This is a genomic window from Streptacidiphilus sp. PB12-B1b (genome assembly GCF_014084125.1).
Lineage (GTDB): Bacteria > Actinomycetota > Actinomycetes > Streptomycetales > Streptomycetaceae > Streptacidiphilus.
Genome location: NZ_CP048405.1, coordinates 2939837 through 2960357, shown reverse-complemented (window position 1 = coordinate 2960357; position 20521 = coordinate 2939837). Strand labels below are relative to the sequence as shown.

The 20521-nt window shown below is 73.3% G+C and carries 20 protein-coding genes and 1 pseudogene; 10 read left to right on the top strand and 11 right to left on the bottom strand.

Annotated features, from left to right (window positions below; all coding sequences use genetic code 11):
* The first annotated feature begins 18 nt into the window (after positions 1 to 18).
* Positions 19 to 798 (top strand): G1 family glutamic endopeptidase, encoded by a 780-nt coding sequence (locus tag GXW83_RS13420; RefSeq protein ID WP_182443298.1) that lies wholly within the window; start codon positions 19 to 21, stop codon positions 796 to 798.
* A gap of 189 nt (positions 799 to 987) precedes the next feature.
* Here GXW83_RS13420 and GXW83_RS13415 read toward each other — a convergent pair.
* Together GXW83_RS13415 and GXW83_RS13410 are read right to left on the bottom strand one after the other, a co-directional pair.
* Positions 988 to 1398, bottom strand: a pseudogene (locus GXW83_RS13415) (response regulator); the annotation flags it as partial.
* 40 nt (positions 1399 to 1438) lie between these two features.
* Positions 1439 to 1723, bottom strand: coding sequence for a DUF6296 family protein (locus GXW83_RS13410; protein WP_370466660.1), 285 nt, complete (start codon positions 1721 to 1723; stop codon positions 1439 to 1441).
* Between the two features lie 289 nt (positions 1724 to 2012).
* On the opposite strand from GXW83_RS13410, the gene GXW83_RS13405 reads away from it, so the two are divergent.
* The 4 genes from GXW83_RS13405 (at position 2013) to GXW83_RS13390 (ending at position 5355) form a co-directional block, all read left to right on the top strand.
* Positions 2013 to 2462: a DUF5709 domain-containing protein gene (locus GXW83_RS13405; RefSeq protein ID WP_182447280.1), complete on the top strand. Its 450-nt coding sequence runs from the start codon at positions 2013 to 2015 to the stop codon at positions 2460 to 2462.
* 123 nt (positions 2463 to 2585) lie between these two features.
* Positions 2586 to 3419, top strand: a complete 834-nt coding sequence (locus GXW83_RS13400) for an aldo/keto reductase (RefSeq protein ID WP_182443296.1) — start codon at positions 2586 to 2588, stop codon at positions 3417 to 3419.
* Between the two features lie 85 nt (positions 3420 to 3504).
* Entirely contained in the window at positions 3505 to 3906 is a 402-nt protein-coding gene (locus GXW83_RS13395; protein ID WP_182443295.1) for a pyridoxamine 5'-phosphate oxidase family protein, read from the top strand.
* Positions 3907 to 3993: 87 nt separating this feature from the next.
* Positions 3994 to 5355 (top strand): FAD-dependent oxidoreductase, encoded by a 1362-nt coding sequence (locus GXW83_RS13390; RefSeq protein WP_225446955.1) that lies wholly within the window; start codon positions 3994 to 3996, stop codon positions 5353 to 5355.
* A gap of 111 nt (positions 5356 to 5466) precedes the next feature.
* Here the strand turns inward: GXW83_RS13390 and GXW83_RS13385 are convergent, their stop codons facing one another.
* Complete coding sequence (locus tag GXW83_RS13385) at positions 5467 to 6858, bottom strand: ricin-type beta-trefoil lectin domain protein (protein ID WP_182443294.1); 1392 nt, start codon at positions 6856 to 6858, stop codon at positions 5467 to 5469.
* Between the two features lie 479 nt (positions 6859 to 7337).
* On the bottom strand, positions 7338 to 8102 hold the full coding sequence (gene cobF, locus GXW83_RS13380) for a precorrin-6A synthase (deacetylating) (RefSeq protein ID WP_182443293.1): 765 nt from the start codon (positions 8100 to 8102) through the stop codon (positions 7338 to 7340).
* 313 nt (positions 8103 to 8415) lie between these two features.
* Here cobF and GXW83_RS13375 point away from each other — a divergent pair, with 313 nt between their 5' ends.
* Positions 8416 to 10173: an MFS transporter gene (locus tag GXW83_RS13375; RefSeq protein WP_370466659.1), complete on the top strand. Its 1758-nt coding sequence runs from the start codon at positions 8416 to 8418 to the stop codon at positions 10171 to 10173.
* Between the two features lie 67 nt (positions 10174 to 10240).
* On the opposite strand, the gene GXW83_RS13370 is transcribed toward GXW83_RS13375, so the two are convergent.
* The 6 genes from GXW83_RS13370 to GXW83_RS13345 form a co-directional block, all read right to left on the bottom strand.
* Positions 10241 to 10846 carry a nitroreductase family protein gene (locus tag GXW83_RS13370; RefSeq protein ID WP_182443291.1) on the bottom strand — a complete coding sequence of 202 codons (606 nt, stop codon included), beginning with the start codon at positions 10844 to 10846 and terminating at the stop codon, positions 10241 to 10243.
* 237 nt (positions 10847 to 11083) lie between these two features.
* Positions 11084 to 12865 (bottom strand): condensation domain-containing protein, encoded by a 1782-nt coding sequence (locus tag GXW83_RS13365; RefSeq protein ID WP_182443290.1) that lies wholly within the window; start codon positions 12863 to 12865, stop codon positions 11084 to 11086.
* Between the two features lie 145 nt (positions 12866 to 13010).
* Positions 13011 to 13802 carry a 4'-phosphopantetheinyl transferase superfamily protein gene (locus GXW83_RS13360; protein WP_182443289.1) on the bottom strand — a complete coding sequence of 264 codons (792 nt, stop codon included), beginning with the start codon at positions 13800 to 13802 and terminating at the stop codon, positions 13011 to 13013.
* On the bottom strand, positions 13799 to 14764 hold the full coding sequence (locus GXW83_RS13355; RefSeq protein ID WP_182443288.1) for a 2-hydroxy-acid oxidase: 966 nt from the start codon (positions 14762 to 14764) through the stop codon (positions 13799 to 13801). Before GXW83_RS13355 ends, GXW83_RS13360 begins: the two co-directional genes overlap by 4 nt.
* A 3-nt stretch (positions 14765 to 14767) precedes the next feature.
* On the bottom strand, positions 14768 to 15055 hold the full coding sequence (locus GXW83_RS13350; RefSeq protein WP_225446954.1) for a phosphopantetheine-binding protein: 288 nt from the start codon (positions 15053 to 15055) through the stop codon (positions 14768 to 14770).
* Positions 15056 to 15210: 155 nt separating this feature from the next.
* Positions 15211 to 16143, bottom strand: a complete 933-nt coding sequence (locus tag GXW83_RS13345; protein ID WP_182443286.1) for a 3-oxoacyl-[acyl-carrier-protein] synthase III C-terminal domain-containing protein — start codon at positions 16141 to 16143, stop codon at positions 15211 to 15213.
* 96 nt (positions 16144 to 16239) lie between these two features.
* Between GXW83_RS13345 and GXW83_RS13340 the strand changes: the two genes are divergently transcribed.
* From GXW83_RS13340 to GXW83_RS13325, 4 genes are all read left to right on the top strand, one after another.
* Positions 16240 to 16563, top strand: coding sequence for a hypothetical protein (locus GXW83_RS13340; RefSeq protein ID WP_182443285.1), 324 nt, complete (start codon positions 16240 to 16242; stop codon positions 16561 to 16563).
* Positions 16560 to 17738 carry a glycosyltransferase gene (locus GXW83_RS13335; RefSeq protein ID WP_182443284.1) on the top strand — a complete coding sequence of 393 codons (1179 nt, stop codon included), beginning with the start codon at positions 16560 to 16562 and terminating at the stop codon, positions 17736 to 17738. The genes GXW83_RS13340 and GXW83_RS13335 overlap by 4 nt, the downstream gene beginning before the upstream one ends.
* Before the next feature lie 97 nt (positions 17739 to 17835).
* Positions 17836 to 18810 carry an ATP-binding cassette domain-containing protein gene (locus tag GXW83_RS13330; protein ID WP_182443283.1) on the top strand — a complete coding sequence of 325 codons (975 nt, stop codon included), beginning with the start codon at positions 17836 to 17838 and terminating at the stop codon, positions 18808 to 18810.
* A 31-nt stretch (positions 18811 to 18841) separates the two neighbouring features.
* On the top strand, positions 18842 to 19606 hold the full coding sequence (locus GXW83_RS13325; RefSeq protein WP_182443282.1) for an ABC transporter permease: 765 nt from the start codon (positions 18842 to 18844) through the stop codon (positions 19604 to 19606).
* A 78-nt stretch (positions 19607 to 19684) separates the two neighbouring features.
* Here GXW83_RS13325 and GXW83_RS13320 read toward each other — a convergent pair whose 3' ends face one another.
* The gene (locus tag GXW83_RS13320) at positions 19685 to 20458 is read right to left on the bottom strand and encodes a class I SAM-dependent methyltransferase (RefSeq protein WP_182443281.1); all 774 of its coding nucleotides are present in this window, start codon (positions 20456 to 20458) and stop codon (positions 19685 to 19687) included.
* Positions 20459 to 20521: the final 63 nt, after the last annotated feature.

Below are 20521 nucleotides of genomic sequence, written 5' to 3'. Positions count from 1 at the left end.
TGGCCACAGAGGAGACCCATGTCCCCGTTCCGCCGCTCCCTCAGCCTCGCCGCCCTGCTCCCCCTCGTCGCCGCCCCGCTGACCGGCGCCGTCGCCCTGCCCGCGGCCGCCGCCGCCCCGCTGCTGCAGGCGCCGATGCACCACACCGGCGGCGCCGCGCCGTTCTTCATCAGCCACGGCGGCGGCCTCAAGCACACCACCGTGACCAGCGACAACTGGTCCGGCTACGCCGCCACCGGCTCGACCTACACCAGCGTGTCGACCACCTTCACCGAGCCCGCCGTCAACTGCTCCAGCGGCGACGGCTACTCCAGCTTCTGGGTGGGCCTCGACGGCTACAGCTCCGAGTCGGTCGAGCAGACCGGCACCGAGGCCGACTGCTCCGGCGGCCAGGCCACGTACTCCGCCTGGTACGAGATGTACCCGGCCTACCCGGTGACCTACAGCAACCGGGTCCGGCCCGGCGACGTGATCACGGAGACGGTCAGCTACGCGTCGAACACCTACACGCTGACCCTCAAGAACAGCACCGAGGGCTGGACCAAGACCACCACCAAGAAGGAGAGCGGCCTGGCCCGCTCCTCCGCCGAGGTCGTCGCCGAGGCCCCCTACTCCGGCGGCGTGCTGCCGCTGGACAACTTCGGCACCGTCAACTTCAGCAACTCGACGGTCAACGGATCGAGCCTCAGCTCCACCAGCCCCACCGGGATGAACATGGTCTCCGACTCGGGCGTGCCCGAGGCCACCATCTCCTCCCTCTCCGGCGGATCGTTCTCGGTCACCTGGAACAGCCTGTAGCCACCGGCTGACGGGTGCCGGGCCGCCGCGCCCGCGCACCCCCACCGTCGCCGAGCGGGCAGTCGCCACCACACGGCTGCCCGCTCGTGCCCCCTACCGGCCCCCGGCACCGGCCTCCGGGCCCTCGCGGTCGGACGGCTCGGGAAGCTCCGAGGGCTCCGGGAGCGCAGGCGGCTCGGGCGGCTCGGGCGGCTCGGGCAGGAGAGCGGTGTCCAGGAAGAACGCGTCGATGCTGCGCACCGCGCCGACGAAGTCGTCCAGGTCGACCGGCTTGGTGATGTAGGCGTTGGCGTGCCGCTGGTAGGCCGCGCGCACGTCCGCCGGGGCGTCCGAGGTGGTCAGCACCACCACCGGGATGGCCTTCAGCCGCTCGTCGTCCTTGAGCACGGTCAACAGCTCGCAGCCGTTCATCCGGGGCATGTTGAGGTCCACCACGATCAGGTCGGGGCGCCCGGCACCCGGGCCGCGCAGAAACTCCAGCGCGGCCACGCCGTCCGGCACCCAGACGAGGGTCCGGGCGGCGCCGTGCTCCCGCAGCGCCTCCTGGACCAGCATGGCGTCGGCGGTGTCGTCCTCGACCAGGAGGATGTCGCGGCTGCGCGGGGGGTCGCTGGGCATGGGATTCAGCGTAGGTCCGGCGTCAGGGGCGGACAACAGCCGCCCCGGGGTCGCGGCCGGGCACCCTGCGGCAGGCCACCGGGCGGCGCAGCACCTGCCGGGCGCTGGTGGCGATCATCCGGACCTCGCCGCGGTCGCTGATCTCCGCCCGGACCGTGCCCCCGGCGTCCACGTAGATCGGGTGGCCGCCCGAGCCGAGGAAGTCCGTGCGGTGCACCCGGACGGTGCCGGCACCGGCCTCGGCGGACCCGGCGGGCGCCGGCTCGAACGTCAACTCGTACGCGGGGATCGTGGTGCTCGCCTTCACGGAGTCCGTCCTGGGAGGTCATGGGGGTGCGGGGGCCGGGCCGCGCCCGCCCGCAGGCGGGGTACCGGTCGTGCCCACCACATTCGGTCCCCGGTCGGCGGCGTGCAACAGCAGTCCGCCGCGCCGCGCGGCGAAGCCACCGTTCCGGGCGTGTCCGGGGCCCGGTCCGGGCTGTCGGCAGGCGGGCGCGGCGGTTTCCTGGTGGGATCGTAGGTACCGGCATGGGAGATCCGGATGGAAAGCCCCCGGCCGGGCACGCGTGTCCCGAGGAGGAAACGTGAGCGACGACATGACGGGTGACACGGTCTACCAGCCGGATCCCGACAGTGAGGTGCAGGACGACGCCGGGCTGCTGGAACCGGAGGACACCCTGGTGACCAGGGGTGTCAGCGAGATCCTCGACGAGGGCTACTCGCCTCCCGACTGGCCGCCGCCGGTGTACCGCATGGGGCTCACGGCCCAGGACGAGTGGCGCGGCGAGAGCCTGGACGAGCGGCTCGCCGAGGAGCTGCCGGACGTCCGCCCGGCGGACGGCGACGGCCTCGGCGACAGCGTGGACACCGACGGCGAGATCCTGGACGACGAGGTCGGCAACGGCCGGGCGGGCCGGCTGGTGTCGCCCGGCGAGGGCGCCCACGACGAGCACGACGGGATGGTCGCCTCGGACAAGGGCATCGACGGCGCGGCGGCCTCGGCCGAGGAGGCCGCGGTGCACATCGTGCCCGACCAGGAGCCGTAGCCACGCCCCGCCCCGGCGCGACAGCGCAGCGTCGCCGTTGCACTCTGGACGAGTGCCCAGGTCGTACTGATCCGTACTGACCGCAGAGGAAGAGGACACCACCGGACGAGGCAAGGAGTGAACGTGGACGCAGTTCCCAGCATCACCCTCAACAACGGGGTCCTGATCCCCCAGCTCGGCTTCGGCACGTTCCAGATCAAGCCTGCGGACGCCAAGGAGGCGACGCTGACCGCGCTCAGGGTCGGCTACCGGCACATCGACACCGCCGAGATGTACGGCAACGAGCGGGAGGTCGGCGAGGCCATCCGGGAGTCCGGGCTGGAGCGGCAGCAGGTCTTCGTCACCAGCAAGCTCAACAACGGCTACCACGCCTACGACGACGCGCTCAAGGCGTTCGACCGGACGCTCGCCGACCTCGGCTCGGACTACCTCGACCTGTTCCTCATCCACTGGCCGCTGCCCAACGTCGGCGACTTCGTGGAGACCTGGCGGGCCATGGAGGAGATGTACCGCTCCGGGCGGGTGAACGCCATCGGCGTCTCCAACTTCCAGTCGCACCATTTGCGCCGGCTGCTGGACGAGACCGAGATCGTCCCGGCCGTCAACCAGATCGAGGTCCACCCCTACCTGACCCAGGACAGCCTGCGGGCGTTCAACGCGGAGCACGGCATCGCCACCGAGGCGTGGTCGCCGATTGCCCAGGGCAAGGTGCTGGACGACCCCACCATCACCCGGACAGCCCAGCGGCACGGGCGCTCTCCGGCGCAGGTGGCGCTGCGCTGGCACCTGCAGCGCGGCGACATCGTCTTCCCCAAGTCGGTCACCCGCTCGCGGGTCGAGGAGAACTTCGCGGTCTTCGACTTCGAGCTGACCGACCAGGACATGGCCGCGATCACCGCCCTGGACCGGCACGACCGCACCGGGCCGGACCCGGACAAGTTCAACTACGTGCCCTGACCGGCGCGGTCCCGCGCCGGGGGGCGCGGGTGGCGGCTCGCGCGCGGCGCGGCGGCCGGGCGGAGCGCGCCCGTAGCATGGGCGCATGGCCCTCGACCCGTCCGCGCCCGGCGACGCCTACCTCGCCTTCTGGCGCGAGCGCCACCTGTGCACGCTCAGCACCCGGCGTCCGGACGGCACGCCGCACCTTGTCCCGGTCGGCGTGACCTACGACCCGTCGGCCCGACTGGCCCGGGTCATCGCCGACGGCGCCAGCCGGAAGGTCCGCAACGTCCGGGCGGCCGGTCCGGCCGGGATGCGGGTGGCGGTCTGCCAGGTGGACGGCGCCCGCTGGGCCACGCTGGAGGGCACGGCCGTGGTCCGGGACGATCCGGCGGCCGTCGCCGAGGCGGTCCGCCGCTACGCCGAGCGGTACCGGGCGCCGCGGCACAATCCGGCGCGGGTGGTCATCGAGATCTCCGTGGACCGTGCCCTCGGGCACGGCTGAGGGGCCGTCCGGCCGCGGCCTGTAGGGTCTGGAGTCCTCGGCACGGTCCAGTAGGGGCCGCGTCCAGGCGCTGCGGCGGAGGCAGTTGTGAGCGAGCACCTGGTGGTCATCGGCGCCGACGCGACCGGCATGTCGGCCGCGTCCCAGGCCAGGCGGCGGCGCGGGCCGGAGCAGCTGCGGATCACCGCCTTCGAGCGCGGCGGCTTCAGCTCCTACTCGGCCTGCGGCATCCCGTATTGGGTCGGCGGCGAGGTCGCCGAGCGCGACGCGCTGGTCGCCCGCACCCCCGAGGAGCACCGCAGCCGGGGCATCGACCTGCGGATGGGCACCGAGGTCACCGAGATCGACCTGGACCGGGGGCGGGTGCGCACCCGCGAGCTGGACGGCGGCGCCGAGGCGTGGACCGGATTCGACCAGCTGGTCGTCGCCACCGGCGCCGAGCCGATCCGTCCGTCGCTGCCCGGCTTCGACGCGCCCGGCGTCCACGGCGTGCAGACCCTGGACGACGGCGCGGAGCTGCTGGCCACGCTGGAGCGCGACTGCCACCGCGCGGTGGTCGTCGGCGGCGGCTACATCGGGGTGGAGATGGCGGAGGCCATGGTGCGGCGCGGGCTGCAGGTCACCCTGGTGCTGCGGTCGGCCGAGCCCATGCCGACGCTCGACCCGGACATGGGCAAGCTGGTGCGGGTGGCCATGGAGGGCATGGGCATCGAGGTGGTCCCCGGTGCGGAGGCGCTGGAGGTGCTGCTGGGGCCGGACGGTCGCCCGCGCGAGGTGGCCACCACCGCCGGGCAGTACCCGGCCGATGTGGTGGTGCTCGGGCTGGGGGTGCGCCCGCGCACCGGGCTGGCCCGGCAGGCCGGGCTGCCGCTGGGGGCCTCGGGCGGGCTGCGGACCACCCCGGAGATGCGGGTCAGCGGCGTCGACGGCGTCTGGGCGGGCGGTGACTGCGTGGAGGTGCTCAACCTGGTCTCCGGCGGCTACCAGAACATCGCGCTGGGCACCCACGCCAACAAGCACGGCCTGGTGATCGGCACCAACATCGGCGGCGGCCGGGCCACCTTCCCGGGTGTGGTCGGGACGGCGGTGAGCAAGGTCTGCTCGCTGGAGATCGCCCGTACCGGGCTGGGTGAGCGCGAGGCCACGGCGGCCGGGGCGGCCTGGGAGTCGGCCGTCATCGAGTCGACCAGCCGGGCGGGCTACTACCCCGGGGCGGCGCTGATGACGGTGAAGATGATCGCCGAACGGGACAGCGGCCGACTGCTGGGCGTGCAGATCGTCGGCAGGGAGGGCGCCGCCAAGCGGGTGGACGTGGCGGCCGTGGCGCTCACCGCCGGGATGACGGTCGATCAGGTGGTCTCGCTGGACCTGGGGTACGCGCCGCCGTTCTCCCCAGTGTGGGATCCGGTGCTGGTGGCCGCGCGCAAGCTCGCGGGCCGGGTGGGCTAGCGGCGAGGGCGGACCGGGCCGACAGGCGGCGGACGACGAGCGGCGGGCGCCCGCCGCCCCGGCACCGCCGCGCCGGGGTGGGGACGCCCGCCGGAGCGGGACCGCCTGGGGTCAGGGCAGGTTCCACTTCTGGTTGGCCCCGCCGGTGCAGTCCCAGATCTGCAACTGGGTGCCGGGCGTGGTGGACCAGCCGGTGTCGTCCAGGCACTTGTTGGACTGCGGGTTGTACAGCGCCCCGTCCGACTGGGGTTCCCAGACCTGGGCGGCGGTGTTGTTGCAGTCGTAGAGGTCGACGGTGGTCCCGTCGGCCGTCCCGCCGCCGTTGATGTCCAGGCACTTGCCCAGCACGTGCAGGGTGCTGCCGGCCTCCACCACGGTCCACTGCTGGGCCGCGGTGCCGTTGCAGGTGTAGACCTGCACCGGGTTGAAGTCAGCGGTGCTGGAGGAGCGGTCGTCCACGCACAGGCCGTCGTAGCCGGTGATCGGGCCGACCCCGGTGCCGCCACCGCCGCCGCCTCCACCGCCACCGCTGCCGGTGGTCTCGTAGGCGGCGACGTAGGCCACGCTCATGCTGGCGCCGGAGGTGGTGGCGCCGGTCGGCGAGGTGCAGCCGCACACGCCGTTCGGATAGCCGCCGCCCATGGCCAGGTCGAAGATGATCGAGAAGTTGTGGTCGACCGCCGCCTGCCAGGTCGAGGCGCCCACCTGGGACTCGCTCACGCTGTAGAACTGGTTGCCGTCGAGGTACCAGGTGATCGACTCGTCGGAGGTGTTGGTCCGGTTCACGATCGCCGTGTACGTGTGGTAGCCGGTCTGGCAGCCGGAGCAGGACTGCAGCCCGCTGCCGAGGCCGTCGGTCTCGTTGCAGGGACCGCCCGGGTCGGTGCCGCAGTGGAACGTCCCGGAGTGCTCGGAGAGGGCGTTGACGTCCTCCAGGATGTCGATCTCGCCGTTCTCCGGCCACTGGCCGGGGCCCAGCATCCAGAAGGCGGGCCAGTACCCGGTGCCGCTGGACGGGTTGGGCTGCTCGATGGAGGCGGTGACCTCCAGCTCGCCGCCGGCCGGCGCGCCCACGTTGGCGGTGGGCGTCTGGATGCGGCCCGAGGTCCAGTTGCTGCCCGAGCCGATGGCGGTGATGTCCAGGTCGCCGTTGCCGTCCAGGTGGACGTTGTTGGTCGAGTTGGTCATGGTCTCGATCTCACCGGTGCCGAAGTTGGAGCCCGGGCCGGTGTCGTAGATCCAGTTGGACGAGGAGGGCGCGGAGCCCGCGGCCCCGTTGAAGTCGTCGCTGAACACCGTGGACCACCCCGAGGGCGCGCCCGGTACGGCGGCGCCGGCGGGCGCGGCCGAGATGCCGACGACCGAGATCATGGCGGCGATCGGCGCGAGCACGCCGATGAAGGCGATCCGCCGGAGCCGCTGCCGGGCCCTTCGCCGCGCCCGGCCCTCGGGTCTGCGGCCCTGTGGACGCCCGACCGGGGCGCCGTACTGCTCTGCTGGCATGGCTGTGCTACCTCCGAACAGGAATGGCTCCGAGCAGGAATGGCGAGGGAGCGCTCTCTGCGACAGCCCGTCTCGCCGGTCGCCTTTCCTCGGGTGTGGTGGGGGTTGCCGCTCCACGGCCCCACCGAGCGGCTTCCGCCGCAGTGGTGTGGACCAGTGGTCCGGAGTATGGAGTTCGATTTGACATGACGTCAAGACACGTCACGAAACACTGACCGAGTCATGCCATATTCGCCGACGACCACTCACTTCCGTGCGCCCACGGCCCCGGTGCGGCGCAAAGGCGCAGGTGGGACGCGGGCGGCCGCCGCCTGCGGCCCGAAGCCTTGACATGCTTGAGACACAGGCGTCACGCTGCATGAGAGCGCTCTCACCCCGTCCGCCGGAGGCTCGCCGATGCGCATCCAGCCCACCCCCTGCCGCAGCCGCGCCGGGCCGCCGTCCGCCGACGGCCCGGGAGACGGGCTACGCCGACGCTTTCACGACGTGCGGACCCGGCGCAGCAGGTAGGTGTCCATGATCCAGCCCTTGCGCTCACGGGCCTCGGCGCGCAGCTCCAGGATGCGCGGGGCGACCTCCCGCAGCAGGCCGGAGACCAGGATCTCGTCCGGCGTGCCGACGTAGGCGCCCCAGTAGATCAGCACGTCCTCCTCGTCCGGAACGCCGGCGAAGGCGGTGCGGGCGTCCAGCATCACCGCGACGTCGTCCGGCAGTTCGGGCAGCGTCCCGGCCAGGCGGCGGCCGGTGGTGATCCGCACCGGCTCGCCCACCCGGTTCAGCCCGGTCCGGTGCTTGGCCGCCAGCGCGGAGACGCTGCTGATGCCGGGGACGACGGCGTACTCGAACCGCACCCGGCCGCGCTCGCGGACCTCCTCGACGATCGCCAGGGTGCTGTCGTACAGGCTGGGATCGCCCCAGGCCAGGATGGCACCGGTCTCGTCCTCGCCGAGGTCCTCGCGCAGGAAGTGCTCGTAGAGGTCGGCGCGGCGCGAGCGCCAGTCCTCGACGGCCTCGGTGTAGGCGGCGCTGGTGCGGTCCCGGTCGGGGTCGGCGACCTCGACCACCCGGTGCCCCGGGCGGGCATGGCTCGCCAGCATGGCCTGCCGGAGCCGCACCAGATCCTGCTTCTCCTCCCCCTTGCCCAGGACGAAGAAGGCGTCGGCGCGCCCGATGGCCTTGACCGCCTGCAGGGTGAGGTAGTCGGGATCGCCGGCTCCGATGCCGATGACAAGCAGATTCTTCATGGCGGCGAGTCTGCCGCACCGGCGGCCGGCGCCGCCGCCGGGGTCGGCCGCACCCGCCGCGCGGCTGCGGGCACCGGCGCGCGGGCCGACAGCGGGGCGCTCGGCGGCGACGGCGCGCCGACACCCCGTGCGCAGCACCTGTCGCAATTGCCCCTCGAGCACGTATGGTGGTCCCGAAGGCCCTGCCACATCCCCCCGATGGCAGGGCCTTCTTGCTGCGCCGGATGTGCCTGCGCCGGTTTTCCGGCGGGGCGGCGACCCGCCGGGAGCGGGGGTCATTGCACATACCAACCACCGATTTTATGATGATCAGGTGCGTGCCACCGGAAAGTCGCCCAGTACCGCGCAGCCCGCGTCCGGCCGGACGCGCCAGGATTCGGGCTACAAGTGGGTGGCCCTGTCCAACACCACACTCGGCGTGTTCATGGCCACCCTGGACGCGTCCATCGTGATCATCGCCATGCCCGCGATCTTCCGCGGCATCGGCCTGGATCCGCTGGCCCCCGGCAACATCAGCTACCTGCTCTGGATGATCATGGGCTACCTGCTGGTGACCGCCGTGCTGGTGGTCGCCCTCGGACGGCTCGGGGACATCTACGGCCGGGTCCGGATCTACAACCTGGGCTTCGCCGTCTTCAGCGCCGCCTCGCTGGCGCTCTCGCTGGACCCGTACCGAGGCTCGGCGGGCGCCCTGTGGCTGATCGCCTTCCGGATCGTCCAGGCCCTCGGCGGGGCCATGCTGATGGCCAACTCCGCCGCCATCCTCACCGACGCCTTCCCCACCGAGCAGCGCGGCATGGCCCTGGGCGTCAACCAGATCGCCGGGCTGGCCGGGCAGTTCCTCGGGCTGATCGCCGGGGGCCTGCTGGCCGCCGTCGACTGGCGCGCGGTGTTCTGGGTGAACGTGCCCATCGGCGTCATCGGCACGGTGTGGTCCTACCGCAGCCTGCGCGAGATCGGCAGCAGCAAGCGGGCCCGGATCGACTGGGCCGGGAACCTCACCTTCACCTGCGGCGCGCTGGCCCTGCTCGCCGGGATCACCTACGGGATCCAGCCGTACGGCGGCCACCCCACCGGCTGGACCAACCCGCTGGTGCTTACCGCGCTCGGCTGCGGCATCGTCCTGCTGGCGGTCTTCGCGCTGGTGGAGTCGCGGGTCGCCGAGCCCATGTTCCAGCTGTCGCTGTTCCGGAACCGCGCCTTCGCCGCGGGCAACGCCGCCGCGCTGCTCACCGCGGTCGCCCGGGGCGGCCTGCAGTTCATGCTGATCATCTGGCTGCAGGGGATCTGGCTGCCGCTGCACGGCTACGCCTACACCGACACCCCGCTGTGGGCCGGGATCGCGCTGCTGCCGCTCACCGCGGGCTTCCTGATCTCCGGACCGGTCAGCGGCTACCTCTCCGACCGCTTCGGCGCCCGGGCCTTCGCCACCGGCGGCCTGCTGCTGATGGCCGCCTCGTTCGGCGGACTGCTGCTGCTCCCGGTGGACTTCTCGTACCCGGTCTTCGCGGTGATCGTCTTCGCCAACGGGGTCGGCCAGGGGCTGTTCTCGGCCCCCAACACCTCGGCCATCATGGGCAGCGTGCCGCCCGAGCGGCGCGGCGTGGCCTCCGGCATGCGGGCGACCTTCCAGAACTCGGGCATGGCGCTGTCGATCGGCATCTTCTTCTCGCTGATGATCATCGGACTGGCGGGTACCCTGCCGCACGCGCTCAGCAGCGGGCTGCAGGCGCAGGGCGTCCCGGCGGACGTGGCCGGGTCCGTCGCCACCCTGCCGCCGGTGTCCACCCTGTTCGCGGCGTTCCTCGGGCAGAACCCGGTGGGCCACCTGCTCGCGCCCTCCGGCGTGCTGCACACCCTCCCGGCGCACAACGCCGCCACGCTCACCGGTACGCAGTTCTTCCCGCACCTGATCTCCGCGCCGCTGCACCACGGGCTGGCCGTCGTCTTCACCGCGGCCATCGTGATGGCCCTGGCCGGAGCCCTGGCCTCGGTGCTGCGCGGCGGCAACGACACGCCCGCCCCGGCAGCGTCCACGCCCCGCACCGCCCGCGGGGCCGGACGCGGCTGACCCCCGCCCGCTCCGGCCCGACCTCGGATCGCCCCGACCCGGCCTCGGACCGCCCCGGCCCGGCCGGTCAGCCGATGCCGATCTCGAGCGGGGTGCCCCAGCGTCCGGCGTAGAAGGTCTCGTCCAGCGGACGGCGCTCGCGCGCGGCGACCTCGCGGACGCGCAGGGCCTCCGGCAGCAGGTCCGCGTGGGCGTTGGCGCCGACCGCTATCACGGCCAGCGGCAGCAGGCCCTCCGCCGGGATGTCCAGCGCCTCCAGCAGCCGGTCGGCGACATAGCCGCCCATCTGGTGCGTGTGCAGTCCCAGCGCGTGGGCCTGCAGGGTGAGCTGGGCCACGGCCAGCCCGGTGTCGTACGCCGCGTACGGGTTGCGGCCGCCGTCCGGGAGCCGCTCGTCGGCGACGGCGGCGATCAGCAGCGAGGCGCTGCCGGCCCACAGCTGGTTGCCCTCCATCAGCGACGCGAAGACCGCTTTGAAGGTCGCGTCGCCGCGACGGCCGACGATGAACCGCCAGGGCTGCCGGTTGCTGGCCGAGGGGGCCCAGCGGGCCGCCTCCAGCAGCGCCGCGAGCTGCTCCTCGTCCACGGTGTGGGCGTCGTCGAAGGAGCGGGGGCTCCACCGGTCGGCGAGCAGCGGGTGCACGGGGACGGACGTGGCGGCGGTACGGGACATGCCGGGTCTCCTGGGATCGCGGTCGGTCGGGCGCGTCGCGGTTCGGGCGCGGTTGCGGTCGGGCACGGTTGCCGTCGGGCACGGTTGCCGTAGGCCGCACCCGGGTGGGTGCACCGTGCCGGAACGCGGCCGGGTGCGGCTGCTATTCCGGGCGCGGCGCGGCAGGCGGCAGATGTCACACGACTGCAATACGGGTTGCATACGGGGTTGGCGCCTACGGGGGTTTGCGGCCCGGGCTCAGGCCAGCAGCGCCTGCCAGTCGGGTACGCCCGGATCGCGTCCGCTGCCCTCGGCCAGGACCGGCAGCCGCTCCCAGTCGTCCGACGGCTCCGACGGTTCCGGCGGCCCCGGCGGGCGGCCGCCGGGGTCCGCCCGGCCGTGGATCAGGTAGTGCTGCGGGGCCATCGCCGTCTCGTGCTGCGGCAGCGCGGCCATCACCGCCCGGTGCACGCGCTGCGGGATCAGCTCCGGGTCCTCCCCCGCCCCGGCGGCGGCGTGGTACGCGATCCGCGCCACCAGCCGCCCGCCCTCGATCCGCACCCGTGACCCTCCGGTCACCCCGCCCAGCGCCCCGGCCAGCAGCGCACGCACCGCGTCCAGGTCGATCCAGGAGTTGTCGTGCTGCTGCCAGTCCCCCGCCCGGACGCCGGGGCTCAGCCGCGTCAGCCCGCCCAGCCCGGCGAGCGGCACCGGGCCGTGGGCCGCCTGCCGGACGATAGCCAGCAGCCCGCGTACGAACTCCTCGGCCTCGGCCCGGTCCAGCACCTGCGGGCAGCTGAGAAGCGCGAACTCCAGCCGCCCGGGCACGCGGAGGATGTTGAACATCAGCCGGGCCGGGACGGGCTCGTCGGGGAACCAGCTGATCTCGGGATCGGCCGTGGGCGCCGGGCGGGCTTCGAAGACCTCGTCCGGGATGGTCAGGCTGAGGTCGTTCACCACGATGTGGCGGGCGAACCGGGCGCCGCGCAGGTGGGCGGTGTCCTCGATCATCTGCCAGATCTTCTCGGCGTCGAAGGTGCTGTTCAGGAATCCCGCCATGGACGCGGCCTTGGTGCGGCCGATCAGCTCGTCCAGGTCGGCCGCACCGGCGTCCAGCGACAGCAGGCCGTCCTGGGCGATGGTGCCCACATGGTCGGCGAGGCCGGGCCGGTGGCGGTTGGCGGAGAGCGCGGCGATCACCAGGCCGGGCTGCGCCGCGCGGTACGCCGCCAGCGCGGCGAAGGCGGCCAGCAGCACGGTGGAGGGGGTGGCGCCGGTGCGCCGGGAGGCCGCGTCCAGCGCCTCGGCGCCGGTCCGGGAGCGGGCGATGAGGACGGAGACCGGGCTGGGCGGCCCGGTCAGCCGGGAGTCCGCGAAGACGGCGTGCGGGCCGGTGCGCAGGATGCGCTCCCAGTGCCGCAGCGAGGTGCGGGCCCGGCGCAGCCCCTGCCGGGTCCGCTCGGCCTCGGCGACCTGAAGCGGGGTGCGCGAGCTGACCGGCGGGAGTTCCTTCCCGGCCGCGAGCAGCGCCCACTCCTGGACCAGCAGGGCGGTGGCGGCCCCGTCGGCGGCGGCGTGGCAGACGGCCACGATCAGCCGGAGCAGTTGCCCGCGCCGGGTGAGCAGGGTGCAGCGCAGCGGGAAGTCCACTGCCAGGTCGAACGGCAGGGCGTTGCTGGCGCGGCCCAACTCGTCGGCGAGGAGGTCGAGTTCGAGGTCGTCGGTGAGGTCGGTCTCGATCGCCTCGACGGTGAACTCGCCCTCGGCCCTGACCTCCTGTCGCACCGGGAAGCCGCCGGGGTCGTCCGGGGCCGCCGGGAAGACGGTGCGCAGGGTTTGGTGCCGCTCGGCGAGCGTCCGCAGCGCCGCCAGTGCGGCCGGGAGGTCGGCCGTGTCGGGCACCGGCCAGGTGCCCTGCTTGTTGATCTGGTCCGGCTGGTCCTGCCGGATGCAGCGGATCATGTTGTCCTGGCCGAAGGTGAGCGGTCCGGTCCCGCTGGTGCCGCCGTCGTAGCGGATGGTGATCCTGGTCCGTGTCACGCAGCACGCGCCCTTCGGGTCGCCCGTCTCGACGGGTCTGGGACCAACGGAGCCGTCGGAGCGGGCCGCTCCGGGGGCCCGGATCGGGACGCTACCACCCGGCTCCGACATTGGTCTACACCAAACGAGAAGGACTGACGCCTGGTCACACTCGTTGTGCAGCAGGCGAGTTGAGCATGTCTATGCCAACAGGTACACCATGGTCGGCCTCCTGCCAGACCCTGCGCCGTACCCGGAACGGCTGCACGCCCTCGACCGCGACCGCCGCCCGGAAGCCGGGGAAACCCGGCGGCAGCGGGACGTCCCGAACCGAGCACCCCCGGCCGCCGCCCAGCTGGCCGGTGTCCGGCAGCCGCACCGTCCCCGGGCCGCCCACCGGCAGCCGCAGGCCCTGCACCAGCCGCCCGCCGAAGACCTTGACGCACGCCTCGCGGCGGCACCACAGCCCGGCGAACCGGGCCGCGCGCACCGCGGGCGACTCCCCCGACGCCACGAACCCGGCGTCCTCGGGCGGGAAGAACCGCTCGGCGACCCGGATCGCAACCCGCTCCGGCGGCAGCTCCTCGACGTCCACGCCCACCCGTCGGCCGCCCGTGGCCAGTGCCAGCACCGCCAACACCCCGGAGGCCGAGTAGTTGAGCTGCAGGCCGCCCGCCGGACGGCCCGTCGCCACCGGTTCGGGTTTGCCCTGGGGCCCGCGCCGCCAGCGCAGCCCGGCGGCGGGCACGCCCAGCCGTTCGGCGGCCAGCAGCCGGACCACGCCGTGCACCACGGTGAACCGGTCGCGGCCGACCGGATCGGCGAGGCCGCCCGCCCGTCCGCGCTCCCCCGCGTCCAGCAGGCCCGCGAGGCGGGCGACCACGGCGGGCGGCTGGTCGGTGCGGACCGTCCAGAACTCCACCTCCGCGCCCGGCTCGACCTCCGCGCCCGGCGTCACCGCCCGGCCACGGACGCCACCGCCGGGGGCTCGGCGATCACGGCGGTGGCGGCACTCGCGGTGTCCACGGCGGCCCGGTGCGTCGGCGCGGTCGGCAGGCCGACGGCCAGCAGGCCGAGCCGTCCCAGATCCGGGTCGTAGTCGGCGACCAGCACCGGCCGCCGCTGCTCCCGCCAGCCCGGCAGGCCCAGTGCCAGCTCCGACCAGACGCCGGTCATGGGCTGCCCGGCCGGGGCCGACACCGTCCGCTCCGCGCCCCACCCGGAGCCGGAAGGCGGTGCGCCCACCCCCGGACCGGCGACCAGCACCGCCTCCGGCCCCAGCAGTGCCAGCCGGTCCGCGACCGCCTCGGCCACCGACCCCGGAGCGACCTGCGACTCCTGACGGATACTCAACTCCGTTACCGGTGACTCCTCGCAGACCAGCAGCACCGCCCGGTGACCGTCCGGCACGCGTACCGGCACCGGCGGGGTGTAGTGCAGCGACGCCTGTTCCAGCACCAGCACCGCGGCCCTGCGCGCGGCCCCGGTGCGCTGGTAGTCCTGGGCGATCCGCAGCGCGGTGAACGCGGCGGCCGGGCCCTGGTCGTTGACGGCGAAGGCAAGCGGCGCGCCCGGGCAGTAGCGGCTCAGGTACACCGCGGTGGAACGGCCCGGGCGGACGTCGGGAATGGCGACCGCCAGCACCAGCAGATCCACCGGTTCGCCGTCCGGCAGCGACTCGCGCAGCAGGCCCTCCGCCATCTCCCCGTACGAGTGGCCGACGCCCTGCTCCAGCAGGTCCTCGCGGAGCGGCACCCCGTACGGGCGGGCCAGATCGGAGACGAACACCCGCAGATCCGGGTCGAGCGAGGTCTCCGACCTGCCGTCGAACGCCCGGCTCAGCACCCGGCTGATCCGCAGCCCGCGGCCGTCCGGCTCGCGCAGGTACGGCTCGCGGGTGTGCGCCCCGGTGGCGGGCACCGGTCAGTCCTCGGCGATGACGTGGCCGGCGACGAAGTCGGCCAGGCTCGACACCGAGCGCAGGTCGTCCTCGCCGATGTCCTCCACGTCCACCTGGATGTCCAGCGCCTCCTCCAGTTCCAGGATCAGTTCCAGGGTGCCGGCCGAGGTGAGGCCGAGGTCGTCGAAGAGGCAGGCGTTCTCCGGGATCTCCGGCAGTTCCTTCTTCAGCACCCGGGGCAGGAGTTCGCCGATGCTGTGCAGGATCTGCCCGCGCAGTGCGGAGTCGGGCTCGACAGCGGTTTCTTCCACGGGTTTCCCGTCCCATCGTGAGAGCGCGGCACACCGGCCGCGAACGTGCCGGAGCCCGGCTCGGGCGAGCGGGGGCGGCGGCCGTTCCACGTCCAGGGCTGCGCGGTAGCTGCGCGATAGCTGTGCGGTGCGAGGCATCCGGACCTGATGGGGCGTCAGTGTTCGACGACCATGGCCGAGAAGGTGGCCCCGATGCCGGATGCGGCGATCAGGTAGCGGTCGCCCTGCCGGAGCAGACCGCGGGTTGTGGCGGTGTGGAGGTTGATGAAGGCGTCCGCTGCGAAACTGTGCCCGACCGACGGCACGTTGTCCAGCACCATCCGATCGAGCGGTATCCCCAGGCGGCGGCTCAGACCGCGCCAGGAGACCTGGTTGACGTTGTGCGGCAGTACCAGGGCCAGTTCGGACCGGGTGGTTCCGGCCTGCTCCAGGGCGGCGTCGATCGCCTCGGCCATCAGCGCCGGGTACTCCCGCTGGTAGCGCCCGGCCAGCTCCGGATCCTCCGCCAGCCGACCGTCGAACTCGCCCCGGTGGCGCACCGCGTAGGACAGCACCCGGTTCCGTGCGCCCCCGGTCCGGATCAGGCAGGCGGCCGCGCCCTCACCGAAGATGCCGGTCTCCGGCACGAGTTGGGCGTCCCTGGTGAAGGTCTTCTCGCCCGCCAGGACCAGCGCCAGGGCATCCGGATCGGACTCCCCGGTCAGCAGCCGACCAGCCAGGTCGATCGCCAACAGCCCAATGGCGCAAGCCTGGTGGGAGACAGTGAAGGCGTTGGCGTGGCCGAGCCGGTAGCGGTCCAGCAGGTCGTGCAGCGGGTTCAACGGGTACGGCGAGGCCACCGGCATGCTGCGGGCGTGGATCACGAAGCGCACCCGGTGCTCGCGTCCGCGCAGGTCGTGCAGGGCGTCCAGGGCGCCTCCGAGCAGGTCGGCCAGGCTTCCGTCCGGATCCAGGCGCACCTGATCCAGGCCGTGGAAGCGTCGGAAGAGTTGATGTTGACGTGGGGTCAGGCCGATCCGCTCGCCGACCGCCTCGATGGGGACGGCGGTGTCGGGAAGGTGGACGGCCACTGCCTCCAGTGCGGTCACGCGGGTTAGTATTCACGCGCCCGCCGGGCCGCACAAGACGCGTCCGGCCCTGTCTGCGGGCCCCGCCCCCGTGCTGTCGAGCAGGTGGAGCCTCTCTTGGACGAAACCCGCACCCCCGTCGCGCCTGTCCGTCCGGACCTGGTCGCACTGCTGCTCACAGCGGCCCAGGCGCCGCCCGCGTGGGCCGCACGGATCACCACCGACGCCCGGCTGGACGCCGATCTGTGCCTGGACGAAACCGAACTCGCCCTGCTGGCAGGCCTGGTGCGCGAGCGGTTCGGTCCGCGGGCGGATCTGGCCGGGCTGCGGGCCGGACTGGATCTGGACGGGCTGATCGCGCTCACCGTCGGCGACCTGCAACGCCACCTGGACGGCGGCCCCGAGCGGGTCGGCGACCAGGCCGCCGGAGGCCCGCGATGAGCCGGTTCCTGCTGGTGGTGCCCCCGTTGACCGGCCACGTGCTGCCGACCGTGGGCATCGGCCGGGAGCTGGCGGCCCGTGGCCACCAGGTGGCCTGGACCGGTTCGGAGCCGGTGCTGCGGCCGCTGCTCGGGCCGCAGGCGGAGATCCTGCCGACCGGCAGCCGGCTGTTCCGGGCGCAGGGCGGGCACGGCCTGGCGGCGGTGCGCTCGCTGTGGGAGGGCTTCGTCGTCCCGTACGCCCGGTTCACCGCCAAGGCCCTGGACCAGGCCGTTCAGGACTACCGGCCGGAGGTGCTGCTGGTGGACCAGCACACTCCGGCCGGGGCGCTGGTGGCGCACCGGCACGGCCTGCGCTGGGCGAGTCTGGCGCCCGGGGCGATGGAGCTGGGGCGGCCGTTCCGGGCCCTGCCGAGGGTCGAGCAGTGGATGGAGGACCAGCTGCGCGGCCTGTGGCAGCGGGCGGGCCTGCCGGCCGGGGAGTTCGTCGACCCCCGGTTCTCGCCGGAGCTGGTGCTGGCCCTGACCGGCCCGGCGCTCACCGGCGCGGAGCCGTTCCCGGCGCACTACGCGCTGGTCGGGCCGGTGCTGGCGGAGCGGCCCGCCGATCCGGGGTTCCCCTGGGAGCGGCTGGAGCCGGGGCGCCGGCGCGTGCTGCTCACCATGGGCACGCTGGCTGCGGACGTGAGCGCGGACTTCCACGCCCGGGCGCTCGAGGCGCTGGCCCGGTGCGGCGAGGACGTCCAGGCGGTGATCGCCGCACCGCCGCAGGCGCTGGGCCGGCTGCCGGAGCGGGCCGTCGCCGTGGAGCGGGCCCCGGTGCTGGAGCTGATGGCCCGGGGGCTGCTGGACGCGGTGGTCTGCCACGGCGGGATGAACACCGTGGGCGAGGCGCTCAGCCACGGGATTCCGCTGGTGGTCGCGCCGATCCGGCACGACCAGCCGTTCGTGGCGGCGCAGCTGGCGGCCGCCGGGGCGGGGGTGCGGGTGCCGTTCGACCGGGTCGCCCCGGACGGCCTGGCGGCGGCGCTGCGCAGCGTGCTGGACGATCCCGGCTACCGCGAGGCAGCTGTCCGCACCGGAGCCGATCTTCGGTCAGGCGGCGGCGCACACACCGCAGTTGACCGGCTGGAGCAGCTGGCGGCGGCCCCGAACCGGAGAAATCTACTGGTCTAGGCCATTGTTTCGGAGCCGCCCCAGACCCTAGGGTGGCGCACGGCACCACTTTCCCGGCTGCCTCTGGCGCCCCATCCCCCCTTATCGGGAGCCCTGGTTGATCGAGACCAAGGGACTGCGCAAGTCCTTCCAGTCCCGGAACCGCCGCGAGACCACCACCGTTGACGCCGTACGCGGCATCAACCTGTCCGTCCCCGCCGGGGAGATCTTCGGCTTCCTCGGCCCCAACGGCGCAGGGAAGACCACCACGCTGCGGATGCTGGCCACGCTGATCCGCCCCGACGGCGGCGAGGCCACCATCGCCGGCGCCGACCTGCGGACCGACCCCTCCGGGGTGCGCCGCAGGATCGGCTACGTGGCGCAGGGCGGCGGCACCACCGACGCCGTCAGCGCCCGCGAGGAGCTGGTCCACCAGGCGCGGCTGTACGGCAGCGGCAAGGCCCGGGCACGCGAGCAGGCCGAGGCCGCGCTCAAGTCGTTCGACCTGGGCGACTACGCCGACCGCCCGTGCCGGACGTACTCCGGCGGGCAGCGCCGACGGGTGGACATCGCCCTGGGGGTGATCCACAGCCCCCGGGTGCTGTTCCTGGACGAGCCCACGGTCGGGCTGGACCCGCCGAGCCGCACCCGCGTCTGGGAGGAGATCCGCAGGCTGCGCACCGAGGGCATGACCGTCTTCGTCACCACGCACTACCTGGACGAGGCGGACGCCCTGTGCGACCGGGTCGCCATCATCGACCACGGCGAGATCGTCGCCGAGGGCACCCCGGACGGGCTCAAGCGCGAGATCGCCGGGGACGTGCTGCTGGTCGGGCTGGAGCCCGGCGACGGCAGCGGCGACGTCGACGCCAGGGCGGCCGACGCGCTGCGCGGCGAACCGTACCTGCACCGGCTGGAGCCCCAGGAGGGCGGCGGCCTGCGGCTGTACGTCGAGAACGGCGCGACGGCCATCCCGCAGATCCTGCGCACCCTGGAGGGCGCGGGCGCGGCGCCGACCACCGTGCAGCTGCAACGGCCCAGCCTGGACGACGTGTTCCTGGCCCGGACCGGCCGTTCGCTCCAGCAGTCCTGACCGCACCGAACCGAACCGAGTCGAGGCATCGATGAAGCTCGCCCGCGACACCTGGCTGATCTTCCAGCGACAGCTGCTGCTGATGGCCCGCACCCCGGTGTGGATCGCCGTCGGGGTCATCCAGCCCATCTTCTACCTGCTGCTCTTCGCACCGCTGCTGAAGACGGTGCTCGCCCCGATGGGCGCGACCACCTACGCGGAGACCTACCAGATCTACGTGCCGGGCCTGTTGGCCGTGCTGGTCATCTTCGGCGGCCTGTTCACCGGTTTCAGCCTGCTCGGCGAGTTGCGTGCGGGCATCATCGAACGCTCCCGGGTGACGCCGGTGAGCCGGTTGGCGCTGCTGCTCGGACGGGCCCTGCGGGAGGTGGTGGCGCTGCTGGTGCAGGCGGTCATCATCACCGTGCTGGCGCTGCCGTTCGGGCTGCGGGTGCAACCGGTCAACCTGCTGCTGGCGTACCTGCTGCTCGGCCTGCTGGCACTGATGACCTCCTCCGTCTCGTACGGCATCGCGCTGCTGGTGCGCAGCGACTCGGCGCTGGCGCCGGTGGTCAACACCGTGGCGCAGCCCATCGCGCTGCTGTCGGGCGTGCTGCTGCCGTTGGCGCTGGCGCCGCACTGGCTGCAGTCGGTGGCGCGCTGGAACCCCTTCTACTGGGCGGTCCAGGGCATGCGGGCGCTGTTCTCCGGCAACGGCGGGGCGCCGGCCGTGTGGGAGAGCCTGGTCATCGTGGTGGCCTTGACGGTGCTGGCGGTGGGCTGGTCGGCCCGGCTGTTCGCCGACCGGGTGCGCTGACGGCGGCACCCACCGCGACGGGCCGGCCTCCTCCCCGGGTTCGGGGAGGGGGCCGGCCCGTGCGCGCGTGGGCGGGTGTCAGCGGTCGGCCTCGACGTAGACGGTCTCGTCGGTGCGGAACGGGGTGTCCAGGTCGGCGACGTCCGCGCGGAGGCCGGTGCGGTAGCCGCAGTGGCGGACGTCCTCGGCCGCGAACCCGGCGCGCACCAGCACGTGCCGCAGCTCGTCCAGGTCGTAGATCCACTGGTGGCCGTAGTAGCGGAAGATCTGGTTGACCAGGAACGCCTTGCGCTGCGGCATCGGCGGCCCGAAGCCGAGCATGCCGAGCCGCCGCCGGTGCCGGGCCAGGAAGCCGTCGTCGGAGGCGTAGCCGTTGAGGTAGCGGGCGAGGTCGGGGGTGGTCAGCCGGAGCACGCCGCCGGGCCGCAGCACCCGGCGGACCTCGCGCAGCCAGCCCACGGCGACCGGCATGGTCACGTGCTCGATGAGGTGTTCGGCGTAGACCCAGTCGACGCTGGCGTCGGCGAAGGGCAGCGGTTCGGAGATGTCGAGCTGGGTGAAGCTGCGCTCGCCGTCGACGCGGTAGAGCCGACCGGGCTCGCTGGTCAGCTCCGGGCTGCGCAGCGGCGCCAGATCGGTGCCCAGGCCCTGACTGTGGGCGGTTTTGAAGGCGGCGAACTCCAGCCCGGTCAGGCCGAGTTCGAGGAACTCCCGGCGGTTTGCCGGAAGGGCGCCGACCGGTTCGAGTTTGTCGCAGGTGGCGACATCCGCACTGAAGTCGTCGAGGTGCACGGAGAGGCCGTCCGGGTCGTCCCAGTCCCAGCCCGGAAATGACGGCTGCGCTTTTGACATATACATGTCCTATTCTTGGTATCCGGTCGAGCGTCACAGCTGGAGACGTCCGCGCTCAGGCCA